Raw genomic sequence first — 20,153 nt, forward strand, 5'->3', positions numbered from 1 at the left:
GCCACCCCCGAGGGCGACGTCGTCCAGGTGACGGGCCTGGTCGAGAAGCCCGACCCCGCCGACGCCCCGTCGAACTACGCGGTCATCGGCCGCTACGTCCTCGCCCCGGAGATCTTCGACATACTCCGCAAGACGGAGCCGGGCCGCGGCGGGGAGATCCAGCTGACCGACGCGCTCCAGCAGCTCGCCGACGACGAGAAGTCCGGCGGCCCGGTCCACGGCGTCGTCTTCCAGGGCCGTCGCTACGACACCGGCGACAGAGGAGACTACCTGCGTGCCATTGTCAGGCTCGCGTGCGAACGTGAGGACCTGGGCCCGGACTTCCGTACCTGGCTCCGCAGTTACGTAGCCGAGGAGATGCAGCAGAGTTGAGCAATGCCGCGACCCGCCCGACCGGCGAAGACGACCTGTGGTCGGTGGACCAGCACCTGGCGGACATCCTCTCCGCCGTCCACCCCCTGGAGCCCATCGAACTCCAACTGCTCGACGCCCAGGGCTGCGTCCTGGTCGAGGACGTCACGGTGCCGGTGTCACTGCCGCCGTTCGACAACAGCTCGATGGACGGGTACGCGGTGCGGGTCGCGGATGTCGCGGGCGCGAGCGAGGAGTTCCCGGCCGTCCTGGAGGTCGTCGGGGACGTCGCGGCCGGTGCGGGCGACCCGGTGCGGGTCGGGCCCGGCCAGGCCGCCCGGATCATGACCGGCGCCCCGCTGCCGCCCGGCGCCGAGGCCGTCGTCCCCGTCGAGTGGACCGACGGCGGGCTCGGCGAGGGCCCGGCCGGCGGCATGCGCGCCCGCAGCCTCGCTCCCGAGGACGCCGAGGGACAGGTGCGCGTGCACCGGCCTGTCGAGGCGCGCGCGCATGTGCGGTCCGAGGGCAGCGACGTGAAGGCCGGCGACCGCGCCCTGGAGGCCGGTACGATCCTCGGCCCGCCGCAGATCGCCCTGCTCGCCGCGATCGGCCGCGGCACGGTGCGGGTGCGCCCGCGTCCGCGCGTGGTCGTCGTCTCCACCGGCAGCGAACTCGTCCAGCCCGGCGAGCAGCTGGGCCGTGGCCGGATCTACGACTCCAACAGCTTCGCCCTCACCGCCGCCGCGCGGGACGCGGGCGCCATCGCCTACCGGGTGGGCGCCGTCGCCGACGAGGCCGAGACCCTGCGCTCGACCATCGAGGACCAGCTGATCCGCGCCGACCTGCTGGTCACCACGGGCGGCGTGAGCGTCGGGGCGTACGACGTGGTCAAGGAGGCGCTGGCGGACATCGGCGACGAGGACGTGCCGGGCGGCGGCATCGAGTTCCGCAAGCTCGCCATGCAGCCCGGCAAGCCCCAGGGCTTCGGCTCCATCGGCCCCGACCACACGCCCCTGCTGGCGCTGCCCGGCAACCCCGTGTCGTCGTACGTCTCCTTCGAGCTGTTCGTCCGCCCCGCGATCCGCGCCCTGATGGGCCTCACCGATCTGCACCGGCCGCGCGTGCGGGCCACGCTCAAGGCCGACAAGGCGCTGCGCTCCCCGAAGGGCCGCCGGCAGTTCCTGCGGGGGCGGTACGCGGACGGGGAGGTCACCCCGGTGGGCGGCGCGGGCTCCCACCTGGTGGCGGCGCTGGCGCACGCGGACGCGCTGATCGTCGTACCCGAGGACATGGAGTCCGTCGAGCCCGGCACCGAGGTGGAGGTCGTACCGCTCGGCTGAGGCACGTCCTGGGCGGCTGCACGCGGCTACTTGGCGGTACCGTGTCGCGCACAGCAGGCCCGCGCACCGCACGGCGCGGGCCCGGACCGGGAGCGCCGCACAGCATGACCGAACCGTCCCGGGGGCAGACCCCCGGACCCCCCGCCCAGGACCACCTCACGCACATCGACGCGGCGGGCGCGGCCCGCATGGTCGACGTGTCCGGCAAGGACGTCACCGCGCGCACCGCGCGCGCCAGCGGCCGTGTCCTGGTCTCGCCCCGCGTGGTCGAACTGCTGCGGGGGGAGGGTGTGCCCAAGGGCGACGCGCTGGCCACCGCGCGGATCGCGGGCATCATGGGCGCCAAGCGCACCCCGGACCTGATCCCGCTGTGCCACCCGTTGTCGGTGTCGGGTGTGAAACTGGATCTGTCGGTCGCGGACGACGCCGTCGAGATCCTGGCCACCGTGAAGACCACGGACCGCACGGGCGTCGAGATGGAGGCCCTCACCGCGGTGACGGTCGCCGCGCTCACCGTGATCGACATGGTCAAGGCGGTCGACAAGGGAGCGGTCATCACGGACGTACGCGTGGAGGAGAAGACGGGCGGCAAGTCGGGCGACTGGAGCCGGGCATGAGCTACCGCGCCCTGGTGATCACCGCCTCCAACCGGGCCGCCGCGGGGGTCTACGAGGACAGGGGCGGCCCGCTGGTCGCCGACGGCCTGGCGCGCCTCGGCTTCGCCGTGGACGGCCCCCGGGTCGTGCCCGACGGGGAGCCGGTCGAGGCGGCCCTGCGCGAGGGCGCGGCCGCCGGGTACGACGCGATCGTCACCACCGGCGGCACCGGCCTCACCCCGACCGACCGCACCCCCGAGGCGACCCGCGCCGTCATCGACCACGAGGTGCCGGGCATCGCCGAGGCCATCCGGGCGTTCGGGATGGGGAAGGTGCCGACCGCCGCGCTGTCCCGGGGCATCGCCGGGGTCGCGGGCCGGACCCTGATCGTCAATCTGCCGGGGTCCACGGGCGGGGTGAAGGACGGCCTCGCCGTCCTGGAGCCCCTGCTGGCCCACGCCGTCGACCAGATCCGCGGCGGCGACCATGCCGGACCCAGCACGGGGGGTGCGAGCTGAACGGGTCCACCTGGCCGGTCGTGCTGGTGGACGGCGATGTCGTCCTCCGGCCGATAAAGCTGCGCGACCAGCGGGAGTGGCGCGAGGTGAACCAGCGCAACCGCGACTGGCTGCGCCCCTGGGAGGCCACGATCCCGCCGCCCACCCCGAGCGGCCCGGTCGCGCACCGGCCGACGTACCGGCAGATGGTCCGGCACCTGCGCCGCGAGGCACACGCGGGCCGGATGCTGCCCTTCGTCATCGAGTACCAGGGGCGGCTGGTCGGGCAGTTGACGGTCGCCGGGATCACCTGGGGCTCGATGTGCTCCGGACACATCGGCTACTGGGTGGACGAGTCGGTGGCCGGGCGCGGGGTGATGCCGACGGCCGTCGCGCTGGTGGTGGACCACTGTTTCCGCACCGTCGGGCTGCACCGCATCGAGGTGTGCATTCGCCCCGAGAACCGGCCCAGCCGCCGGGTGGTGGAGAAACTCGGATTCCGCGAGGAAGGGCTGCGGCCGCGTTATCTGCACATCGACGGCGCCTGGCGCGACCATCTGGTCTTCGCGCTCACCGCGGAGGAGGTGCCGGACGGGCTCCTCGGGCGCTGGCGGCGGGCGCGCTCCACGTCACGGGGGCCGCGGAATCCCCAGAACACGTAATTGAATATTTGTTCGAAATTGATCGCCCGCAGACCGTCCCTGCGGCATTGAATTACCCCGCAGGGACGGTCCGCTGATCGCATCGGTCGCAAAAAATGCTGGAAATATCAGCCAGATCGTGCGACACACCGGCCCAATTGGCCGATGCCTCAAGCCAAACCCCTCTACGGTGTGAGGCGTGAGCAGCAGCGGCCTCATCTACGCAGTCATTGTCGGGGCCTGGGCCGCCTACTTGGTGCCGATGTGGCTCCGTAGGCAGGACGAGCTGAACGAGGCCCGTCCGACGGAACGCTTCAGCACCGCCATCCGGCTGCTGTCCGGACGGGCGGGGATGGAGCGCCGATACGCCAAGGACCTGCGGGCGCGCTCCACCCGGGAGGGGGAGCCGGACGCCGTCGATCCGGACGCCGTCACCGATTCGGTGGACGTCCGGGCCTTCGCCGTGCCTCCGACCCGCCGTCAGGTCACGGTGGAGGGCGAGCCCGAGGTGTCCCGGAACCCGGAATCCGACCGGGCCCAGCCCCCCGCGGTCGTCGCGGGCCCGGCACAGCAGCACGCGCCCGCGCCCCGACGCACCCCCTCGGCACAGGCGGCCGCAGCGCGCGCCCGGCGCACGAAGGTGCTCGCGCGCCGCCGGCGCACCACCATGCTGCTCTTCCTCGCCTTCACCGTCGGCGCGATCGTCGCCGCCGTCGGCGGCCTCGCCTTCCTGTGGGCGCCCGCCGCGCCCGCCGTGCTCCTCAGCGCGTACATCGCCTATCTGCGCACCCAGGAACGCCGCCGCTTCGCCTACCAGATGGACCGCCGCCGCGCCGAGGCCGCCGCCCAGCGGCTGCGCGAGCGTCAGCCGCGCCGGCGCGTGACCCCGGAGGCCGCCCACGCCGCCGACGAACCGGAGGAGGCCACAGGGACCGACACGGACCCCGGCCTCTCCACCCTCGCCGCCGACCGGCGCGCCCTGGTCGAGCAGACCGACCACGCCGAGTGGGTCGACCAGCAGCGCGAGCGGCAGCGGCGGCCCGGACACGGGGACAGCTGGGACCCGGTGCCGGTGCCCCTGCCCACGTACGTGACCGCGCCGGTCGCGCCCCGGGCCACCTCCGGCGTCGACCTGGGCGGCCCCGACACCTGGAGCTCGGCGCGGTCCAGTTCGGTCGCCCCGGAGCAGGAGACGGACCAGGCGCCCGCGGCCGAGGAGAACGAGCCGCCGTCGGCCTCGGCGGACCGGCCGGCCGACGGCCGCGGCGACGCCCGCCGTGCCGCCTCCGCCCGCCGGTCCCGCGAGCGCGGCCGCACCCCGCTCTTCGACCAGTACGAGGACGGGGACCGTCCGCGCGCCGCCAACGAGTGACGGCCGCCCCGTCCGGGAAGCCGCCCCTGACCAGTCGGGGAACGGATTTCCAAGCACCCCGATCGGGATGCTAGAGTTTCACTCGTTGCAAGGGCCTGTGGCGCAGTCCGGTAGCGCACCTCGTTCGCATCGAGGGGGCCAGGGGTTCAAATCCCCTCAGGTCCACGCAGCTCAGAGCCCCGGTCGGGAAACCGACCGGGGCTCTGACACGTTTACGGCAAGTCGCCCGCCGCGTGCGGAAGTCGGCCGGGCCGCCGGGCCGGACGCCTGTCGGCGCGGCGCCGGATCTCCTCGGGGTCACGGGGTCCGGCACGCACACCGGACCCCGCGCCGCTCGGTCGCAAGGCACCGTCACCTGGAGCCAGCCTGATCCGGAAGAACCCTCTAGAGGGCCTTCGCGAAGCAGCGGCTCTCCTCGTGGAAGCGGTAGAAGCCGAACTTGGGGCAGGGCGCGTAGCCGCTGGAGGTGTACAGGGCGATGGCCTCCGGCTGCTTGGTGCCCGTCTCCAGGACCATGCGCAGGCGCCCGGCCGCGCGGGCGTCCTCCTCCAGGGCGGCCAGCATCCGGCGGGCCAGGCCGCGACCGCGCATCTCCTCGATCACGTACATGCGCTTGAGCTCGGCGTCGCCGTCCGTGTAGCCCTCGTCGTTGAGTTCCTGGCTGCGCCAGCCGCCGGTGGCCACCGGGCGGTCGGACTCGTCGTACGCGATCAGGTACACGCCCCGGGGCGGCAGGAAGTCCTCCGGGGTGAGGAAGGTCTCGTCGCCGTTGTCGCCGTAACGGAGGGCGTACTCGGCCTGCACCGCGTCGTTGAGCTTCATGGCGTCAGGGTGGTCGAAACGTACGCGGCGAAGGTTCATCTGGGCATCGCGCTTCCATGCGGGAGGGACCCCTCGGTCGTGAGGGCTGCGTCCAGTGTGCCGGTATCGTGCTCCGGTGCTGACTGTGACCTCGGTGAACGTGAACGGGCTGCGGGCCGCCGCCAAGAAGGGCTTCGTGCCGTGGCTGGCCGCCACGGAGGCGGACGTCGTGTGCCTCCAGGAGGTGCGCGCCGAGCCGCACCAGCTGCCCGAGGAGGTACGACAGCCCGACGGCTGGCATGTCGTGCACGCCCCGGCCGCCGCCAAGGGGCGCGCGGGCGTCTCCCTGTACACCCGGCGCGAGCCCGACCGGACCCGGATCGGCTTCGGCTCCGCGGAGTTCGACGGCAGCGGACGCTACGTCGAGGCCGACCTGCCCGGCGTCACCGTCGCCTCCCTCTACCTGCCCTCCGGAGAGGTCGGCACCGAGCGGCAGGACGAGAAGGTCCGCTTCATGGCGGAGTTCCTCACCCACCTCAAGGCGCTGCGCGAACGGGCCGCCGCCGAGGGGCGCGAGGTGGTCGTCTGCGGCGACTGGAACATCGCCCACCGCGAGGCCGACCTCAAGAACTGGCGCGGCAACACCAAGAACTCCGGCTTCCTGCCCGAGGAGCGCGCCTGGCTCGGCCAGGTGTTCGCACCGGAGGACGGCGGTTACGTCGACGTCGTACGCACCCTGCACCCGGACGCCGACGGCCCCTACACGTGGTGGTCGTACCGGGGGCGGGCGTTCGACAACGACTCGGGATGGAGGATCGACTACCAGGCGGCCACGCCGGGCCTCGCCGCGCGGGCGCTCAAGGCGCGCGTCGAGCGGGCGGCCACGCACGCCGAGCGCTGGTCCGACCACGCGCCGGTGACCGTCGTCTACGGTCCCTAGTCCCCGTCCCCCTTGTTCAGCCGCCTGTCCATCGCCAGTGACAGCTCCGCCTCCACCACACTGCGGGCCAGTGGCCGCAGGCGGTGCAGGTCCTCCTCCGGGGCGTGGCGGAGGATCAGGTCGGTGAAGAGGGAGGCCAGGGCCTCGGCGTGGGCGCGGACGCGGGCGGCGGCGGAGAGGACCTCGGCGAGCGGGATGCCCTCGCGGACCAGGGCGGAGGAGACGTCCAGCAGGCGCCGGCTGATGTGGACGATCTTGTCGCCGTCGGTGCCCAGGTAGCCGAGCTTCATGGCGGCGGCCAGGTTCTCCGGGGTGACCTCGCCCTCGAAGCGGGCGGCCAGTTCCTCCGGGGTGAGGCGGACCGGTTCCTCCTCGGTGGGGGTGCCGACGCCGAGCAGGTCGGCGACGTCCCGGCCCTCGTCCAGGGCCTCCGCCAGCTCCGCGATGCCGGTCAGCGTGTGGCCGCGCTCCAGCAGGGCCGCGATGGTGCGCAGCCGGGCCAGGTGGTGGTCGTCGTACCAGGCGATCCGGCCCTCCCGGCGGGGCGGCGCCAGCAGCTTGCGTTCGCGGTAGAAGCGCAGCGTGCGCACGGTGATGCCGGCCAGCCGGGCCAGCTCCTCCGTGCGGTACTCGCGCGGGCCCTGACGGGTTGCCTCCGGGTGTCCTGTGTCTGCTGCCACGCCCGAAGCCTATGGTGTACCGCCGGTAACTTTCCTTCCCGCGCCCCCTACCGCTCGGTACGGAGCTGCTCTACAGTCCCACCGTGCCAGTGTTCACTGGCAGTATTGCTGAGCGAGGCGTGGAGGCTCCGGGATGGCCGAGCACGAGCATGTGAGGGTGGCGGTGATCGGGTCCGGCTTCGGCGGACTGGGTGCCGCCGTGCGGCTGCGCCGCGAGGGGATCACCGATTTCGTCGTGCTGGAACGGGCCGAGAGTGTCGGCGGCACCTGGCGGGACAACAGCTACCCCGGGTGCGCCTGCGACGTGCCCTCCCATCTGTACTCCTTCTCCTTCGCGCCCAACCCCGAGTGGCCGCGCACCTTCTCCGGACAGCGGCACATCCGCGCCTACCTGGAGCACGTCACCGATGTCTTCGGGCTGCGTCCGCAGATCCGCTTCGGCGCCGAGGTCAAGCTGCTCAGCTGGGACCGGGAGAACCTGTGCTGGCACATCGAGACCACGCGCGGCTCGCTGACCGCCGACGTCGTCGTCTCCGCCACCGGACCGCTGTCCGACCCCAAGGTGCCCGACATCCCGGGCCTGGACTCCTTCCCCGGCAAGGTGTTCCACTCCGCGCGCTGGGACCACGACTACGACCTGCGCGGCAAGCGCGTGGCCGTGGTCGGCACCGGCGCCTCCGCCATCCAGATCGTGCCCGCCGTCCAGTCCCAGGTCGGCCGGCTCACCCTCTTCCAGCGCACCCCGCCGTGGGTGATGCCCCGCGTGGACCGCGCCATCAGCCCCGCCGAGCGCTGGCTGCACCGCTCCCTGCCGCTCACCACCCAGCTGCGGCGCGGCCTGCTGTGGGGCATCCGCGAGCTCCAGGTGCAGGCGTTCACCAAGCGCCCCGACGAACTCGGCCTGGTCGAGCAGCTCGCCAGGCGCAACATGGCCCGCGCGGTCAAGGACCCGGCCCTGCGCGCCAAGCTCACCCCCGACTACCGCATCGGCTGCAAGCGCATCCTGCTGTCCAACACCTACTACCCGGCGCTGACCAGGCCCAACGTGGACGTGGTGGCGAGCGGGCTCAGCGAGGTCAGGGGATCGACGCTCGTCGCCGCGGACGGCACGGAGGCCGAGGCCGACGCGATCGTCTTCGGTACGGGCTTCCACGTCACCGACATGCCGATCGCCGAGCGCGTGGTCGGCGCGGAGGGCATCACGCTCGCCGAGGCGTGGAAGGACGGCATGCAGGCGCTGCGCGGCGCCACGGCCTGCGGCTTCCCGAACTTCATGACGGTCATCGGGCCCAACACCGGCCTCGGCAACTCCTCGATGATCCTCATGATCGAGGCCCAGCTGAACTACATGGCCGACTACCTGCGCCAGCTGGACGTGCTCGGCGGCCGTACCGCCCTCGACGCCCGGCCCGGCGCCGTCGCGGCCTGGAACCACAAGGTCCAGGAGCGCATGAAGCGGACCGTGTGGAACACCGGCGGCTGCACGAGCTGGTATCTCGACGCGAACGGGCGCAACACCACCGTGTGGCCCGGTACGACGACCGAGTTCCGGCGGGCGACCCGGCGGGTGGACCTGGCGGAGTACGAGGTGATCCGCGGGACCGTGACGCGGGAGGCGTCCGAAGCCCCCGAGGCCGCGGGGACTCCCACGGCACGCGGGGACGCGAAGACCTCGAAGGACAGCGAGGTCGCCGCGTGAGCCGCCCCCGCGCCCCCCACATGACCTCCGGCGCCTACGCCCCGCCCGTCCCGGCCCGGGAACTCACCGTCCCCTCCACCGACGACGCGCGGCTGTACGTCGAGGTGCACGGGCCGAAGGACGCGCCCCCGGTCGTCCTCTCCCACGGCTGGACCTGCTCGACGGCCTTCTGGGCGGCGCAGATCCGGGACCTGGCGGCCGACCACCGGGTGATCGCGTACGACCAGCGGGGACACGGGCGCAGCCCCGCGAGCCCCGTGTGCACCACCCGCGCGCTCGCGGACGACCTGGAGGCGGTGCTCGCCGCGACGCTCGTGGACGGCGAACAGGCCCTGGTCGTCGGGCACTCCATGGGCGGCATGACGGTCATGGCGGCGGCCGGGCGGCCCCGTTTCCGCGCCCACGCCGCGGCTGTCCTGCTGGCCAGCACCGGCAGTGCGCGGCTGGTCGCCGAGGCCCGGGTGCTGCCGCTGCGCGAGGGCCCGGCGCGCACCTGGCTCAGCGGGCGCGTCCTCGGCTCGCGCGCCCCGCTCGGACCGGTCACCCCGCTCGCCAGGCGCATCCTCAAGTACGGCACGATGGGCGCCCGTTCGACACCGGAGATGGTGGAGGCCTGCGCGCGGATCGTGCACGGCTGCCCGACCGGCGTGCGCCACGCCTGGTCCCAGGTGCTCGCGACGCTCGATCTCGACCACGGCGTACGGAAGCTGGACGTGCCCACCGCGGTCCTGCACGGCACGGCCGACCGCCTGCTGCCGCCGGTGCACGCCCACGCCCTGGTCGCCGAACTGCCGCGGTGCGCCGGGCTCACCGAGCTGCCCGGGGCCGGCCACATGACCCCGGTGGAGGAGCCCGGGAAGGTCACGGGCCGTATCCGGGAACTCGTCACCACGTATGTCACGGGGGCCGGCGAAGCCGCTCCCGAGCGGATCAAGGAGGGCGCATGAGCAGGGTCGGTCTGGAGGGACAGGTCGCGGTCGTCACCGGAGCGGCGCGCGGCGTCGGCGAGCTGCTGGCGCGCAAGCTCTCCGCGCGCGGCGCGAAGGTGGCGCTGGTCGGCCTGGAGGAGGAGGCCCTCAAGGAGGTCTCCGGGCGGCTGCACAGCGAAAGCGCCCACTGGTACGCCGACGTCACCGACCACGAGGCGATGACCCGGGTGGCGCGGGAGGTGAAGGCGCGGTTCGGCAAGGTGGACATCGTGGTCGCCAACGCCGGTGTGGCGACGGGCGGTCCGTTCATCGACTCCGACCCGGTCGCCTGGCGGCGGGTGATCGAGGTCAACCTCATCGGCTCGGCGGTGACCGCCCGCGCCTTCCTGCCGGTGCTGGTCGAAAGCCGCGGCTACCTGCTGCAGATCGCGTCCCTCGCGGCGATCACCCCGGCGCCGATGATGACGGCGTACTGCGCGTCCAAGTCCGGGGTGGAGGCGTACGCGCACAGCCTGCGGGCCGAGGTCGGGTACCAGGGGGTGCGGGTCGGCGTCGGGTATCTGTCGTGGACCGACACCGACATGGTGCGCGGGGCCGATCAGGACGACGTCATGCGGGAGTTGCGGCAGCGGCTGCCGTGGCCGTCCAACAAGACGTATCCGCTCGGGCCCGCCGTGGACCGGATCGTCGCGGGGATCGAGCGGCGCTCGTCGCATGTGTACGCGCAGTGGTGGCTGCGCGGGATGCAGGGCGTACGCGGGTACCTCCCGGCGCTCATCGGCTCGGTCGGGCAGCGGGAGATGAAGCGGTTCGCGCCCCGGCTGGAGGGGATGCGGTCCGGGCTGGTCGGCGCGGGCGGCGCGGCGGACGAGGAGGCGCGTGTCACGCACCGTGACTGATCCACATGCGCAGCGTGGTGGGGCGTGTGAATCTGGTCGTGGCCCCGCCCAGGGGCCGACTCCCCACTCTCACTCACCACAGGAGTGAACCCACATGGGCATGAAGGACCAGCAGCGCCAGGACCAGGGCCAGTGGCAGCAGAAGGGCAAGGACAAGCTGGGTCAGGCGCGTGAGCGCGCCGGCCAGCAGCCGGGTCAGCCCCAGCGCGGCCAGCGCCCCCAGCAGGGCCAGCAGCCGAACCGTGGCCGTCAGGACATGGACGACATGGAGATGCAGGACCGGCTGGACCACGACTACGACGCGTAGCCGCGGCGCTCGGCTTCGGCCGGGTATGCGGGGCGCCCTTCGCTTCGAGGGGCGCCCCGCGCTCGTTCCGGGATGGCCGGCGTGCCCCGCGCGTGGCCGGCGTGCCCCGCGCCCCTTCAGAGGAGTCTCACGTCGCCCTCGGCGGCAGCTTCGGGCGGGTGCGGTCGGGGACGTCGGAGTAGTCCGGCGGAACCGCCGCCGGGTGGGACTCCAGGAGTTTCAGGGCCAGTTGGATCGCGTCGTCCATCTGGGCGTGGCGGCCCTCGGCCCAGTCCAGCGGGGTGCGGAGGATCTCCAGGTCGGGGGCGACGCCGTGGTTCTCGACGGACCAGCCGTAGGCGTCGAACCAGGCGGCGTTCATGGGCACGGTGATGACGGTGCCGTCGCCGAGGCGGTGACGGCCGGTCATGCCGACGACGCCGCCCCAGGTGCGCTGGCCCACCACCGGGCCCAGCCCGAGGAGTTTGAACGCGGCGGTGATCATGTCGCCGTCGGAGGAGGTCGCCTCGTCCGCGAGGGCGACGACCGGGCCGCGGGGCGCGTTCGAGGTGTACGACACCGGCTGGGCGTCGCGCGTCAGGTCCCAGCCCAGGATCGTCCGGGTCAGCTTCTCGATGACCAGCTCGCTGATGTGCCCGCCCGCGTTGCCGCGCACGTCCACGATCAGCGCCGGCCGGGACACCTCCATGCGCAGATCGCGGTTGAACTGGGCCCAGCCCGAGCCGCCCATGTCGGGGATGTGCAGGTAGCCGCACGTGCCGCCGCTCAACTCGCGCACCACTTCACGGCGTTTGGCCACCCAGTCCTGGTAGCGCAGCGGCCGGTCGTCGACCAGCGGGACGACGGCGACCCGGCGGGGCGGTCCGGTGCCCTCGGCCGGGGTGAAGGTCAGCTCCACGGTCGTACCGCCGGAGCCGGCCAGCAGCGGGAAGGGGCCCTTGACCGGGTCGACCGGGCGGCCGTCGACGTGGGTGAGGACCGCGCCCTCGCGGATGCCGGTCCCGGCGAGCGGGGAGCGGGCCTTGGAGTCGGAGGAGTCGCCGGGCAGGATCCGCCGTACCGTCCAGCCGGCGTCCCGGCGTACCAGGTTGGCGCCGAGCAGGCCCTGCCAGCGCTGGTAGTGGGGCGGGCCCTCGTTGCGGCGGGAGGCGGTGACGTAGGCGTGGGAGGTGCCGAGTTCGCCGAGGACCTCGCGCAGCAGGTCGGCGAACTCGTCGGGCGAGGCGACCCGTTCGACCAGCGGGCGGTACTGGTCGAGCACCGCGTCCCAGTCGATGCCGCTCATGCCGGGGTCCCAGAAGTAGGCGCGGATGAGCCGTCCCGCCTCGTCGTACGCCTGGCGCCACTCGGCGGGCGGGTCCACCTCGTGCAGGATGCGCCGCAGGTCGATCCAGACGGTGCTGTCGGCGTCGCCGACCTCGGTGGAGGGCACCGCGCGCAGCTCGCCCTCGTCCACCACCACGAGCCGGGTGCCGTCGCCGCTCACCGCGAACCAGTCGAGATGGCCGACGAGTTCGGACTTCTTCGCCTTGGTGATGTTGAAGTACTCCAGCGTCGGGCGGCCGCTGGTGTCGGCCGGGTTGGCGAAGGTCTCGCCGAGCGCGCCGGAGATCGGCCAGCGCAGCCAGACCAGGCCGCCGCCCGCGACCGGGTGCAGCGAGGAGTACTTGGAGGCGATCACCGGGAACGGGGTGACCCGGCTCGCCAGGCCCTCCACCTCGACCGTCACGGCGCCCGCCTCCCCGGTCTCCTCGTCCTCCACCGGATCGAGCCCGCCGGCCGCCGGACGGCCCTCGGGGTTCAGCGCGAAGGGCGAGGGGGTCGCCGAGGACAGCGGCACCAGGTAGGGGCGGCTGCCGAGCGGGAAGGACAGGTCGCCGGTGTGCACGTCGTACACCGGGTCGAAGCCGCGCCAGGACAGGAAGGCGAGGTAGCGGCCGTCGCGGGTGAAGACGGGGGTCTCGTCCTCGAAGCGGCCGTCGGTGACGTCCACGATCAGCCGGTCCTTGATGCGGGCCAGCTTGATCTGGCGCAGCGAGCGGCCGATGCCGGGGTGGGACCAGGTGAGCCAGGTGCCGTCGGGGGAGAAGGAGAGGTCCCGGACGGGTCCGTTGACGGAGCGGATCAGCTCGGTGACCGTGCTGTCCTCGGACTCCGCGCCGACCCCGGTGCCGGGCGACTCCGGGACCCCGGCGCCGGGCTCCTCGGGGACGTCGATCAGCAGCAGGCGGCCGTCGTGCGAGGCGACGGCCAGGCGTTCGCCGGCCGGGTCGGGGATCATCTCCAGGACCCGGCCGAGGGCCCCGGAGGCCAGCCGGTGGGGCGGGCGGTCGCCGGTGGCGCGGGGCAACTGGGCGATCTCCACCGCGTCCTCGCCCTCGGCGTCGGTCACATAGGCCACCTGCCCCATGGAGCCGAGCATCTCCGGCAGCCGGACCCGGACGCCGGGGGTGTCCGCGATGGTGCGGGCCGGGCCGTCGCGGTGGGTGAGCCAGTACAGGCCGCCGCGCACCACGACCGCGCTGGCCCGGCCGGTCTCGTCCACGGAGATGCCGTCCACGTTCTGCGCGGCCGGCACCTGGTAGCGGCGGCGGCCCGCGGCGGGTCCGGCGAGGCGGACGTCGAGCCTGCGCGGGGTGCCGTGCGGGGAGAAGTCGTCGACGATCCACAGGTCGCCCGCGCACTGGTAGACCACCCGGGTGCCGTCGCTGGACGCGTGCCGGGCGTAGAAGGCGTCGTGGTCGGTGTGGCGGCGCAGGTCGGTGCCGTCGTAGGCGCAGGAGTAGAGGTTGCCGACGCCCTCGTGGTCGGAGAGGAAGGCGATCCGCCCGGCGACGTACACGGGGCTGGCCAGATGGCCCTCGATGTCGGGCAGCAGGCGTTCGCCGTGCAGCCACAGCCGGCCCATGGCGCCGCCCCGGTAGCGCTTCCAGGAGGCCGGTTCGTGCGGCGGGGTGCCGGTGAGCAGCAGCGTCTTGCGCTCGCCGGCGAGGTCGGCGACCTGGATCTCGGTGACCGGGCCCCAGGGCAGCCGACCGCCCGGATCGCCGTCGGGGGTCACCTTGTAGGCCCAGGTGAAGTAGGAGAACGGCTGCTGGTGCGAGGCCACCGCCAGGACGTCGCCGTCCGGGGACCAGCCGCACACCTGGGTGTCGGTGCTGCCCCAGTACGTCAGCTGGCGCGCGGGCCCGCCGGTGACGTCCACGAGGTGGATCTCGGGGACCAGGCTGCGCCAGCTCGTGTACGCGATCCGGCGGCCGTCGGGGGAGAAGCGCGGGTACCCGGTCTTCGTGCGGTCGGCCGTGAGCCGCCAGGCGCGGCCCGGGGTGTCGAGGGGGGCCAGCCACAGGTCGTCCTCGGCCACGAAGCAGAGCAGGTCGCCGCTGAGGTGGGGGAAGCGCAGATAGCTCACCCTCCCCATGCTTTTCCCGCGACCGGGGGCGGGCAACTCGTGTGCCCTTCTCCCCGGCTGCTCGCGGCCTCCCTTACGCGGCCCTCACGATCGTGACCGAGCGCACGTACGAAACGGTTTCGTTTCGTATGGGGGAGGGGTATCTTCGTTCACGTACGAAGACAGACGTACGACAAGGAAGTCCCGGAGTGGAAGGGTGAGCGACATGACCGAGGCCGTCGCGGCTGCGCGTCGCAGTCGTATCACCCCCGAGCGCGAGGCCGAGCTGTACGGGGCCGTGCTCGACCTGCTCCGAGAGGTCGGTTACGACGCCCTCACCATGGACGCCGTGGCCGCCCGCACCCGGTCCAGCAAGGCCACGCTCTACCGCCAGTGGGGCGGCAAGGCCGAGCTGGTGGTCAAGGCGCTGCGGCACACCAAGCGCGGCCACGTCGAGGACATCGACACCGGAACCCTCCGCGGCGACCTGCACGCCCTCGTGGCGATGGAGGACGACTGCACCATGGCGCGCAACTCCGCCCTGATGCGGGGCGTCGCCATGGCGATGCACCACAACGAGGATCTGCGCGACGCGTTCAAGGAGCAGATCGTCGATGCGGAGATCGGCGAGGGCCGGCAGATGCTCCAGCGGGCCATCGACCGGGGAGAGGTCCGCCCGGACTGCCCGGCGATCGACTTCCTGGTGCACATGATGGTCGGGGGCTTCGCCACCCGGACCCTCCTGGAGGACCAGCCGCCCACCCAGGAGTTCCTCATCTCGTACGTCGACGCCGTGATCCTCCCCGCCCTCGGCGCCTGACCCTCGTCGCACACCTCCCCACAAGCCCACCACCTGACGTCACCGCTCACGTCGTCGGGCTGATCGCTCCTGCCCTGATGGACCCCACGACCTGACCGGGAGTACGCCTCCGTGGCCACATTCCTGTACCGACTCGGACGCCTCGCCTTCAGGCGACGGCACTTCGTCGCCCTCATATGGGTCGCGCTGCTCACCCTCGCCGGGGTGGGCGCCGCCTCCGCGCCGCCCGCCGGCAACTCCTCCTTCTCGATTCCCGGGACCGAGGCCCAGAAGGCCTTCGACCTGCTGGAACAGCGCTTCCCCGGGATGAGCGCCGACGGCGCCACCGCACGGGTCGTCTTCAAGGCTCCGGCCGGCGAGAAGATGACCGACAAACTCAACAAGGCCGCCGTCGAGAAGACGGTGCGCGAGTTGAGGCACGGCGCCGAGGTCGTCTCCGTCGCCGACCCCTACGCCGGGCACGCCGTCAGCCGGGACGGCTCCATCGCCTACGCCTCGGTGAAGTACAAGGTCTCCGGCATGGAGCTGAAGGACTCCTCGCGCGACGCCCTGAAGCAGACCGCGCAGGACGCGCGGAACGCCGGGCTGACCGTCGAGGTCGGCGGCGACGCGCTCACCGCCGCCCCCGAGACGGGCTCCAGCGAGGTGATCGGCATCGGCATCGCCGCCGTCGTCCTCGTGATCACCTTCGGCTCCCTGCTCGCCGCCGGGCTGCCGCTGCTGACGGCGATCATCGGCGTGGGCATCGGCGTCTCCGCGATCACCGCCCTCGCCTCCGCCCTCGACCTGGGCTCCACCACCTCCACCCTGGCCACGATGATCGGCCTCGCCGTCGGCATCGACTACGCCCTGTTCATCGTCTCCCGCTACCGCGCCGAACTCGCCGAGGGCCGCGAGCGCGAGGAGGCGGCGGGCCGCGCCGTCGGCACCGCGGGCTCCGCGGTGGTCTTCGCGGGCCTGACCGTCGTCATCGCCCTCGTCGGTCTGTCCGTCGTCGACATCCCGATGCTGACCAAGATGGGCGTCGCGGCGGCGGGCACGGTCGCCATCGCCGTCCTGATCGCGCTGACCATGATCCCCGCGCTGCTCGGCTACGCGGGCCGCAAGGTCAAGCCGGCCGGCGAGAAGAGCAAGCTGCTCGGCGGCGGCCGTCCGGCGAAGAAGCCGGGCCGCCCCAACATGGGCAGCCGCTGGGCGAGTTTCGTCGTACGACGCCCCGTCGCCGTCCTCCTCCTCGGGGTGATCGGCCTCGGCGCGGCGGCGGTCCCGGCCGCGTCCCTGGAGCTGGGCCTGCCCGACGACGGCGCCCAGCCCACCTCCACCACCCAGCGCCGCGCCTACGACCTCCTGTCCGAGGGCTTCGGGGCCGGCTTCAACGGCCCCCTGATGGTCGTCGTCGACGGCAAGGACAGTGCCCGTCCCCAGAAGGCCTTCGCCGAGGTCGGCAAGGAGATCAAGGGCCTGAAGGACGTCGTCGCGGTCACCCCGGCCACGCCCAACAAGGCGGGCGACACGGCGATCATCACGGTGGTCCCGAAGTCCAAGCCGTCCTCCAGGTCCACCGAGGACCTGGTGCACGCGATCCGTGACAAGGGCGCGGACATCGAGGCGAAGACGGACGCCAAGCTCCTGGTGACGGGCGCGACGGCGATGAACATCGACGTCTCCCAGCGCCTGAACGACGCGCTGCTGCCCTACCTCGCCCTGGTGGTGGGCCTGGCCTTCCTCCTGCTGATCGTGGTCTTCCGCTCGGTCCTCGTCCCGCTGAAGGCGGCCCTCGGCTTCCTGCTCAGCGTGCTCGCGGCGCTCGGCGCGGTCGTGGCCGTCTTCCAGTGGGGCTGGCTGTCCGGCCTGATGAACGTCCAGCAGACCGGCCCGGTCATGTCGATGATGCCGATCTTCATGGTGGGCGTGGTCTTCGGCCTCGCGATGGACTACGAGGTCTTCCTGGTCACGCGGATGCGCGAGGCGTACGTGCACGGCGAGAAGCCGAGCCAGGCCGTGGTGACGGGCTTCCGGCACGGTGCCCGCGTCGTCACCGCCGCCGCCGTCATCATGATCGCCGTCTTCTCCGGCTTCATCGGCTCCAGCGAGTCCATGGTCAAGATGATCGGTTTCGGCCTCGCCATCGCCGTCTTCTTCGACGCCTTCATCGTCCGCATGGCCATCGTCCCGGCCGTCCTCGCCCTGCTGGGCAGGCGCGCCTGGTGGCTCCCGAAGTGGCTGGACCGGGTCCTGCCCAACGTGGACGTCGAGGGCGAGGGCCTGCGCACGTCGTCCGCGGAGGGCAGGGAGGACGAGCGGGAGCCGGTACGCGTCTGACGCACCGCTCCTGAGAAGAGCCGCCGGTGAGGGTGCCCGTGGGGACGGGGTCGCACCCTCACCGGCTTCTTTCTTGTCCGGGATCTGTCCCGTGCTGAATCGGCGGTCCCGCGCGTTGTACGGGTACGGCAGCGACGGGAGGTGGCACGTGAACGACGGTGTGGACGAGGCCGGTTGGGACGTCGAGCCCGGGGACGAGATCGAACCGCTGGTGCAGGCGGTGGGGCGGCTGCTGAAGGTGTGCCGGGAGGCGACGGGGATGCGGCCCGCCGAACTGGCGGAACTGCTGGGGTACGGGGAGGACCTGATCCGGAAGATCGAGCGGGGGCAGCGCATCCCCCGCCCGGAGTTCCTGGACAAGGCCGACCACGTGCTGCACGCGAACGGCCATCTCCGGGCCTTCATGGAGGACATGAGAAGGGCCCGGTACCCGAAGAAGGTGCGCCGGCTGAAAGAGCTGGAGGACCGGGCCGTGGAGATGCTGCTGTACAGCAACCACAACATCCACGGGCTGTTGCAGACGGCCGAGTACATGGCGGCGCTCTACGAGGTGCGGCAGCCTCCGCTCGCGAAGGACGTGATCGAACGGGAGGTCGCCGGGCGCACGGCACGCCAGTCGGTCTTCGACCGGGAACAGGCTCCCTCGCTGAGCTTCGTCCAGGAACAGGTCACGCTGGAGCGCCCGATCGGTGGGAAGATGGTGTTGCGTCACCAGCTTGAACACCTGCTGGAGATCAGCCAGTTGCGCAACGTCTCGTTCCAGGTCATGCCTACCGAACGGGAGGACCACGCGGGGATGCACGGCCTGATCGAGGTACTGAAATTCGCCGACGGCACCGCGATCGGCCGCTCGGAAGGTGCCTTCAACGGACGTCCGGTCGAAAGCCCCCGAGACCTTCGGATCCTTGAGTTGCGCTATGGGATGATCCGGACGCAGGCGCTCCCCCCGAGGGAGTCGCAGGCCTTCATCGAGCAAGCGCTGGGGAGACTATGAGCAGGCCGGAACTCCACTGGTTCAAGAGCAGCTACAGCAGCAGCAACGAGCCCGGCGACTGCGTGGAAGTAGCCACCACCCCCACCACCGTCCACGTCCGCGACTCCAAGACCCCCCACACCGCACACCTGACCGTCACCTCCGCCACCTGGGTAAATTTCCTCGCTCTGGTCGGTGAGCGTCGTTAACGTGCCCGCATGACGACTACAGCCACGGGCACCGACGGATCCGGCGCGCACCCGCGTTTCGCGCAAGCGCTGAAGGAACTCGGCCTGGAGGAGGTGCTCGGGCGCGCGCGGAGGTTTCCGGAGGGGACGCGGACGGCGGTGGAGGCCGCCGACGCCATCGGGTGCGAACTCAGCCAGATCTGCAAGTCGCTGGTGTTCGCGGCCGACGGCGCGCCGGTCCTGGTGCTGATGGACGGGGCCTCCCGTGTCGATGTGGAGCGGGTGCGCGAGGAACTCGGGGTGAAGAAGGTCGGCCGGGCCGACGCCCAGGTGGTGCGGGAGGTCACCGGGTACGCCATCGGGGGCGTGCCGCCCTTCGGGCACCGGACCCGCACCCGGGTGCTCGCCGACCGTTCGCTGCTCGCGCACGACGTGGTGTGGGCCGCCGCCGGGACGCCGTACGCCGTCTTCCCCATGGAGCCGAAGGAGCTCGTCACCCACGCCGGGGCCACGCTCGTGGACGTGCGTGAGCAGCACTCGTGACGCCGCTCGTCACGATCGCCGTACTGCTCGCCGCCGTCACCCACGCCAGCTGGAACGCCATCGCCCACCGCATCACCGACAAGCTGGCCGGCTTCGTGTCCATCCAGGCGGGCGGGGTGCTGATCGGGCTGCTGCTGGTGCCGTTCGCGGCGGTTCCGGCGGCCGGCGCATGGCCCTTTCTGCTCGGCTCGGCCGCGATCCATCTCGTGTACATCACCCTGCTGATGACGTCGTTCCGGCTCGGGGACTTCGGGCAGGCCTATCCGATCGCCCGGGGCACCGCCCCCCTGGTGGTCACGGTGTTCGCGGCCCTCTTCGCCCACGAGGTGCCCGACGGCCAGGCGGCGGCGGGGATCGGGCTGGTGTGCGCGGGGCTCACCGGTGTGGCCCTGTGGGGGGTGCGCGGGCGCAGGCCGGAGTGGGCGGTGATCGGGGCGGCCTTCGCCACGGGGCTGTCCATCGCCTCGTACACGGTGGTCGACGGGATCGGGGTGCGCGCCTCCGGTTCCTCCCTCGGCTACCTCGCCTGGCTGATGGTGGTGCAGGGCCTGGCCGTGCCCGCGTACGCCGTCTGCTGCCGCTGGCGCCGCGAGACCGTGGCGGTCGTACGGCCCTTCGCGCTGCTCGGCCTGCTGGGCGCCGCGCTGTCCGTGCTCGGGTACGGGCTGGTGCTGTGGGCCCAGACCCGCGCCGACCTCGCCCCGATCGCGGCCCTGCGCGAGTCGTCCATCCTCGTCGGCGCGGCCATCGGCGCCGTGTTCTTCCGGGAGCGTTTCGGGGCACCCCGTATCGCGGCGGCCGGGCTGCTGGTCGTCGGGATAGGGCTGATGCTGCACGCCGGATAGGCCCTGCCGTCGGCGCCCA

20 protein-coding genes and 1 tRNA gene are annotated in these 20,153 nt (G+C 72.4%); 18 read left to right on the plus strand and 3 right to left on the minus strand.

Translation table 11 applies throughout. The annotated features are described in order from the left end of the window. The 7 genes from ACWDD7_RS21350 to ACWDD7_RS21380 form a co-directional block, all read left to right on the plus strand. The coding region (locus ACWDD7_RS21350; protein ID WP_450458497.1) for a sugar phosphate nucleotidyltransferase at positions 1-372 on the plus strand (372 nt) is incomplete at its 5' end. Continuing rightward, positions 369-1,691: a molybdotransferase-like divisome protein Glp gene (glp, locus tag ACWDD7_RS21355; protein WP_351864294.1), complete on the plus strand. Its 1,323-nt coding sequence runs from the start codon at positions 369-371 to the stop codon at positions 1,689-1,691. The genes ACWDD7_RS21350 and glp, both read left to right, overlap by 4 nt. 104 nt (positions 1,692-1,795) lie before the next feature. Then, on the plus strand, positions 1,796-2,308 hold the full coding sequence (gene moaC / locus ACWDD7_RS21360; RefSeq protein WP_351864291.1) for a cyclic pyranopterin monophosphate synthase MoaC: 513 nt from the start codon (positions 1,796-1,798) through the stop codon (positions 2,306-2,308). Next, positions 2,305-2,805, plus strand: a complete 501-nt coding sequence (locus tag ACWDD7_RS21365; RefSeq protein ID WP_450458498.1) for a MogA/MoaB family molybdenum cofactor biosynthesis protein — start codon at positions 2,305-2,307, stop codon at positions 2,803-2,805. The genes moaC and ACWDD7_RS21365 overlap by 4 nt, the downstream gene beginning before the upstream one ends. Positions 2,806-2,825: 20 nt before the next feature. Beyond that, the gene (locus ACWDD7_RS21370; RefSeq protein WP_351864285.1) at positions 2,826-3,446 is read left to right on the plus strand and encodes a GNAT family N-acetyltransferase; all 621 of its coding nucleotides are present in this window, start codon (positions 2,826-2,828) and stop codon (positions 3,444-3,446) included. 178 nt (positions 3,447-3,624) lie between these two features. Further along, entirely contained in the window at positions 3,625-4,797 is a 1,173-nt protein-coding gene (gene sepX / locus ACWDD7_RS21375; RefSeq protein ID WP_450458499.1) for a divisome protein SepX/GlpR, read from the plus strand. 91 nt (positions 4,798-4,888) lie between these two features. After that, positions 4,889-4,962, plus strand: a tRNA-Ala gene (locus ACWDD7_RS21380). A 219-nt stretch (positions 4,963-5,181) separates the two neighbouring features. On the opposite strand, the gene ACWDD7_RS21385 is transcribed toward ACWDD7_RS21380, so the two are convergent. Further along, a complete protein-coding gene (locus tag ACWDD7_RS21385) occupies positions 5,182-5,658 on the minus strand; it encodes a GNAT family N-acetyltransferase (RefSeq protein ID WP_450458500.1) in 477 nt (158 codons plus the stop codon). 85 nt (positions 5,659-5,743) lie between these two features. Here ACWDD7_RS21385 and ACWDD7_RS21390 point away from each other — a divergent pair, with 85 nt between their 5' ends. Then, positions 5,744-6,538, plus strand: coding sequence for an exodeoxyribonuclease III (locus ACWDD7_RS21390; protein WP_392215028.1), 795 nt, complete (start codon positions 5,744-5,746; stop codon positions 6,536-6,538). Here the strand turns inward: ACWDD7_RS21390 and ACWDD7_RS21395 are convergent. Continuing rightward, positions 6,535-7,218: a MerR family transcriptional regulator gene (locus tag ACWDD7_RS21395; RefSeq protein ID WP_351864278.1), complete on the minus strand. Its 684-nt coding sequence runs from the start codon at positions 7,216-7,218 to the stop codon at positions 6,535-6,537. The two genes, ACWDD7_RS21390 and ACWDD7_RS21395, sit on opposite strands and share 4 nt — an antisense overlap. 133 nt (positions 7,219-7,351) lie before the next feature. Between ACWDD7_RS21395 and ACWDD7_RS21400 the strand changes: the two genes are divergently transcribed. The 4 genes from ACWDD7_RS21400 (at position 7,352) to ACWDD7_RS21415 (ending at position 11,052) form a co-directional block, all read left to right on the plus strand. Further along, positions 7,352-8,917 carry a flavin-containing monooxygenase gene (locus ACWDD7_RS21400; RefSeq protein ID WP_450458501.1) on the plus strand — a complete coding sequence of 522 codons (1,566 nt, stop codon included), beginning with the start codon at positions 7,352-7,354 and terminating at the stop codon, positions 8,915-8,917. A 20-nt stretch (positions 8,918-8,937) separates the two neighbouring features. Beyond that, a complete protein-coding gene (locus ACWDD7_RS21405; protein ID WP_450458604.1) occupies positions 8,938-9,864 on the plus strand; it encodes an alpha/beta fold hydrolase in 927 nt (308 codons plus the stop codon). Then, positions 9,861-10,745 (plus strand): SDR family oxidoreductase, encoded by an 885-nt coding sequence (locus ACWDD7_RS21410; protein WP_450458502.1) that lies wholly within the window; start codon positions 9,861-9,863, stop codon positions 10,743-10,745. The genes ACWDD7_RS21405 and ACWDD7_RS21410 overlap by 4 nt, the downstream gene beginning before the upstream one ends. A 94-nt stretch (positions 10,746-10,839) precedes the next feature. After that, positions 10,840-11,052 carry a hypothetical protein gene (locus ACWDD7_RS21415; RefSeq protein WP_285563051.1) on the plus strand — a complete coding sequence of 71 codons (213 nt, stop codon included), beginning with the start codon at positions 10,840-10,842 and terminating at the stop codon, positions 11,050-11,052. A gap of 127 nt (positions 11,053-11,179) precedes the next feature. On the opposite strand, the gene ACWDD7_RS21420 is transcribed toward ACWDD7_RS21415, so the two are convergent. Continuing rightward, positions 11,180-14,464: a S41 family peptidase gene (locus ACWDD7_RS21420; protein WP_450458503.1), complete on the minus strand. Its 3,285-nt coding sequence runs from the start codon at positions 14,462-14,464 to the stop codon at positions 11,180-11,182. 205 nt (positions 14,465-14,669) lie between these two features. Here ACWDD7_RS21420 and ACWDD7_RS21425 point away from each other — a divergent pair, with 205 nt between their 5' ends. From ACWDD7_RS21425 to ACWDD7_RS21450, 6 genes are all read left to right on the plus strand, one after another. Beyond that, positions 14,670-15,263 carry a TetR/AcrR family transcriptional regulator gene (locus tag ACWDD7_RS21425; RefSeq protein ID WP_450458504.1) on the plus strand — a complete coding sequence of 198 codons (594 nt, stop codon included), beginning with the start codon at positions 14,670-14,672 and terminating at the stop codon, positions 15,261-15,263. 111 nt (positions 15,264-15,374) lie between these two features. Then, on the plus strand, positions 15,375-17,585 hold the full coding sequence (locus ACWDD7_RS21430) for an MMPL family transporter (RefSeq protein WP_450458505.1): 2,211 nt from the start codon (positions 15,375-15,377) through the stop codon (positions 17,583-17,585). Between the two features lie 148 nt (positions 17,586-17,733). Next, positions 17,734-18,579, plus strand: coding sequence for a helix-turn-helix domain-containing protein (locus tag ACWDD7_RS21435; RefSeq protein WP_450458506.1), 846 nt, complete (start codon positions 17,734-17,736; stop codon positions 18,577-18,579). After that, the gene (locus tag ACWDD7_RS21440; RefSeq protein ID WP_351864258.1) at positions 18,576-18,767 is read left to right on the plus strand and encodes a DUF397 domain-containing protein; all 192 of its coding nucleotides are present in this window, start codon (positions 18,576-18,578) and stop codon (positions 18,765-18,767) included. The genes ACWDD7_RS21435 and ACWDD7_RS21440 overlap by 4 nt, the downstream gene beginning before the upstream one ends. Positions 18,768-18,776: 9 nt before the next feature. Then, positions 18,777-19,289, plus strand: a complete 513-nt coding sequence (locus ACWDD7_RS21445) for a YbaK/EbsC family protein (protein ID WP_450458507.1) — start codon at positions 18,777-18,779, stop codon at positions 19,287-19,289. After that, a complete protein-coding gene (locus ACWDD7_RS21450) occupies positions 19,286-20,134 on the plus strand; it encodes an EamA family transporter (RefSeq protein ID WP_450458508.1) in 849 nt (282 codons plus the stop codon). Before ACWDD7_RS21445 ends, ACWDD7_RS21450 begins: the two co-directional genes overlap by 4 nt. Positions 20,135-20,153 lie beyond the last annotated feature (19 nt).

This window comes from Streptomyces sp. NPDC001056 (assembly GCF_053598955.1).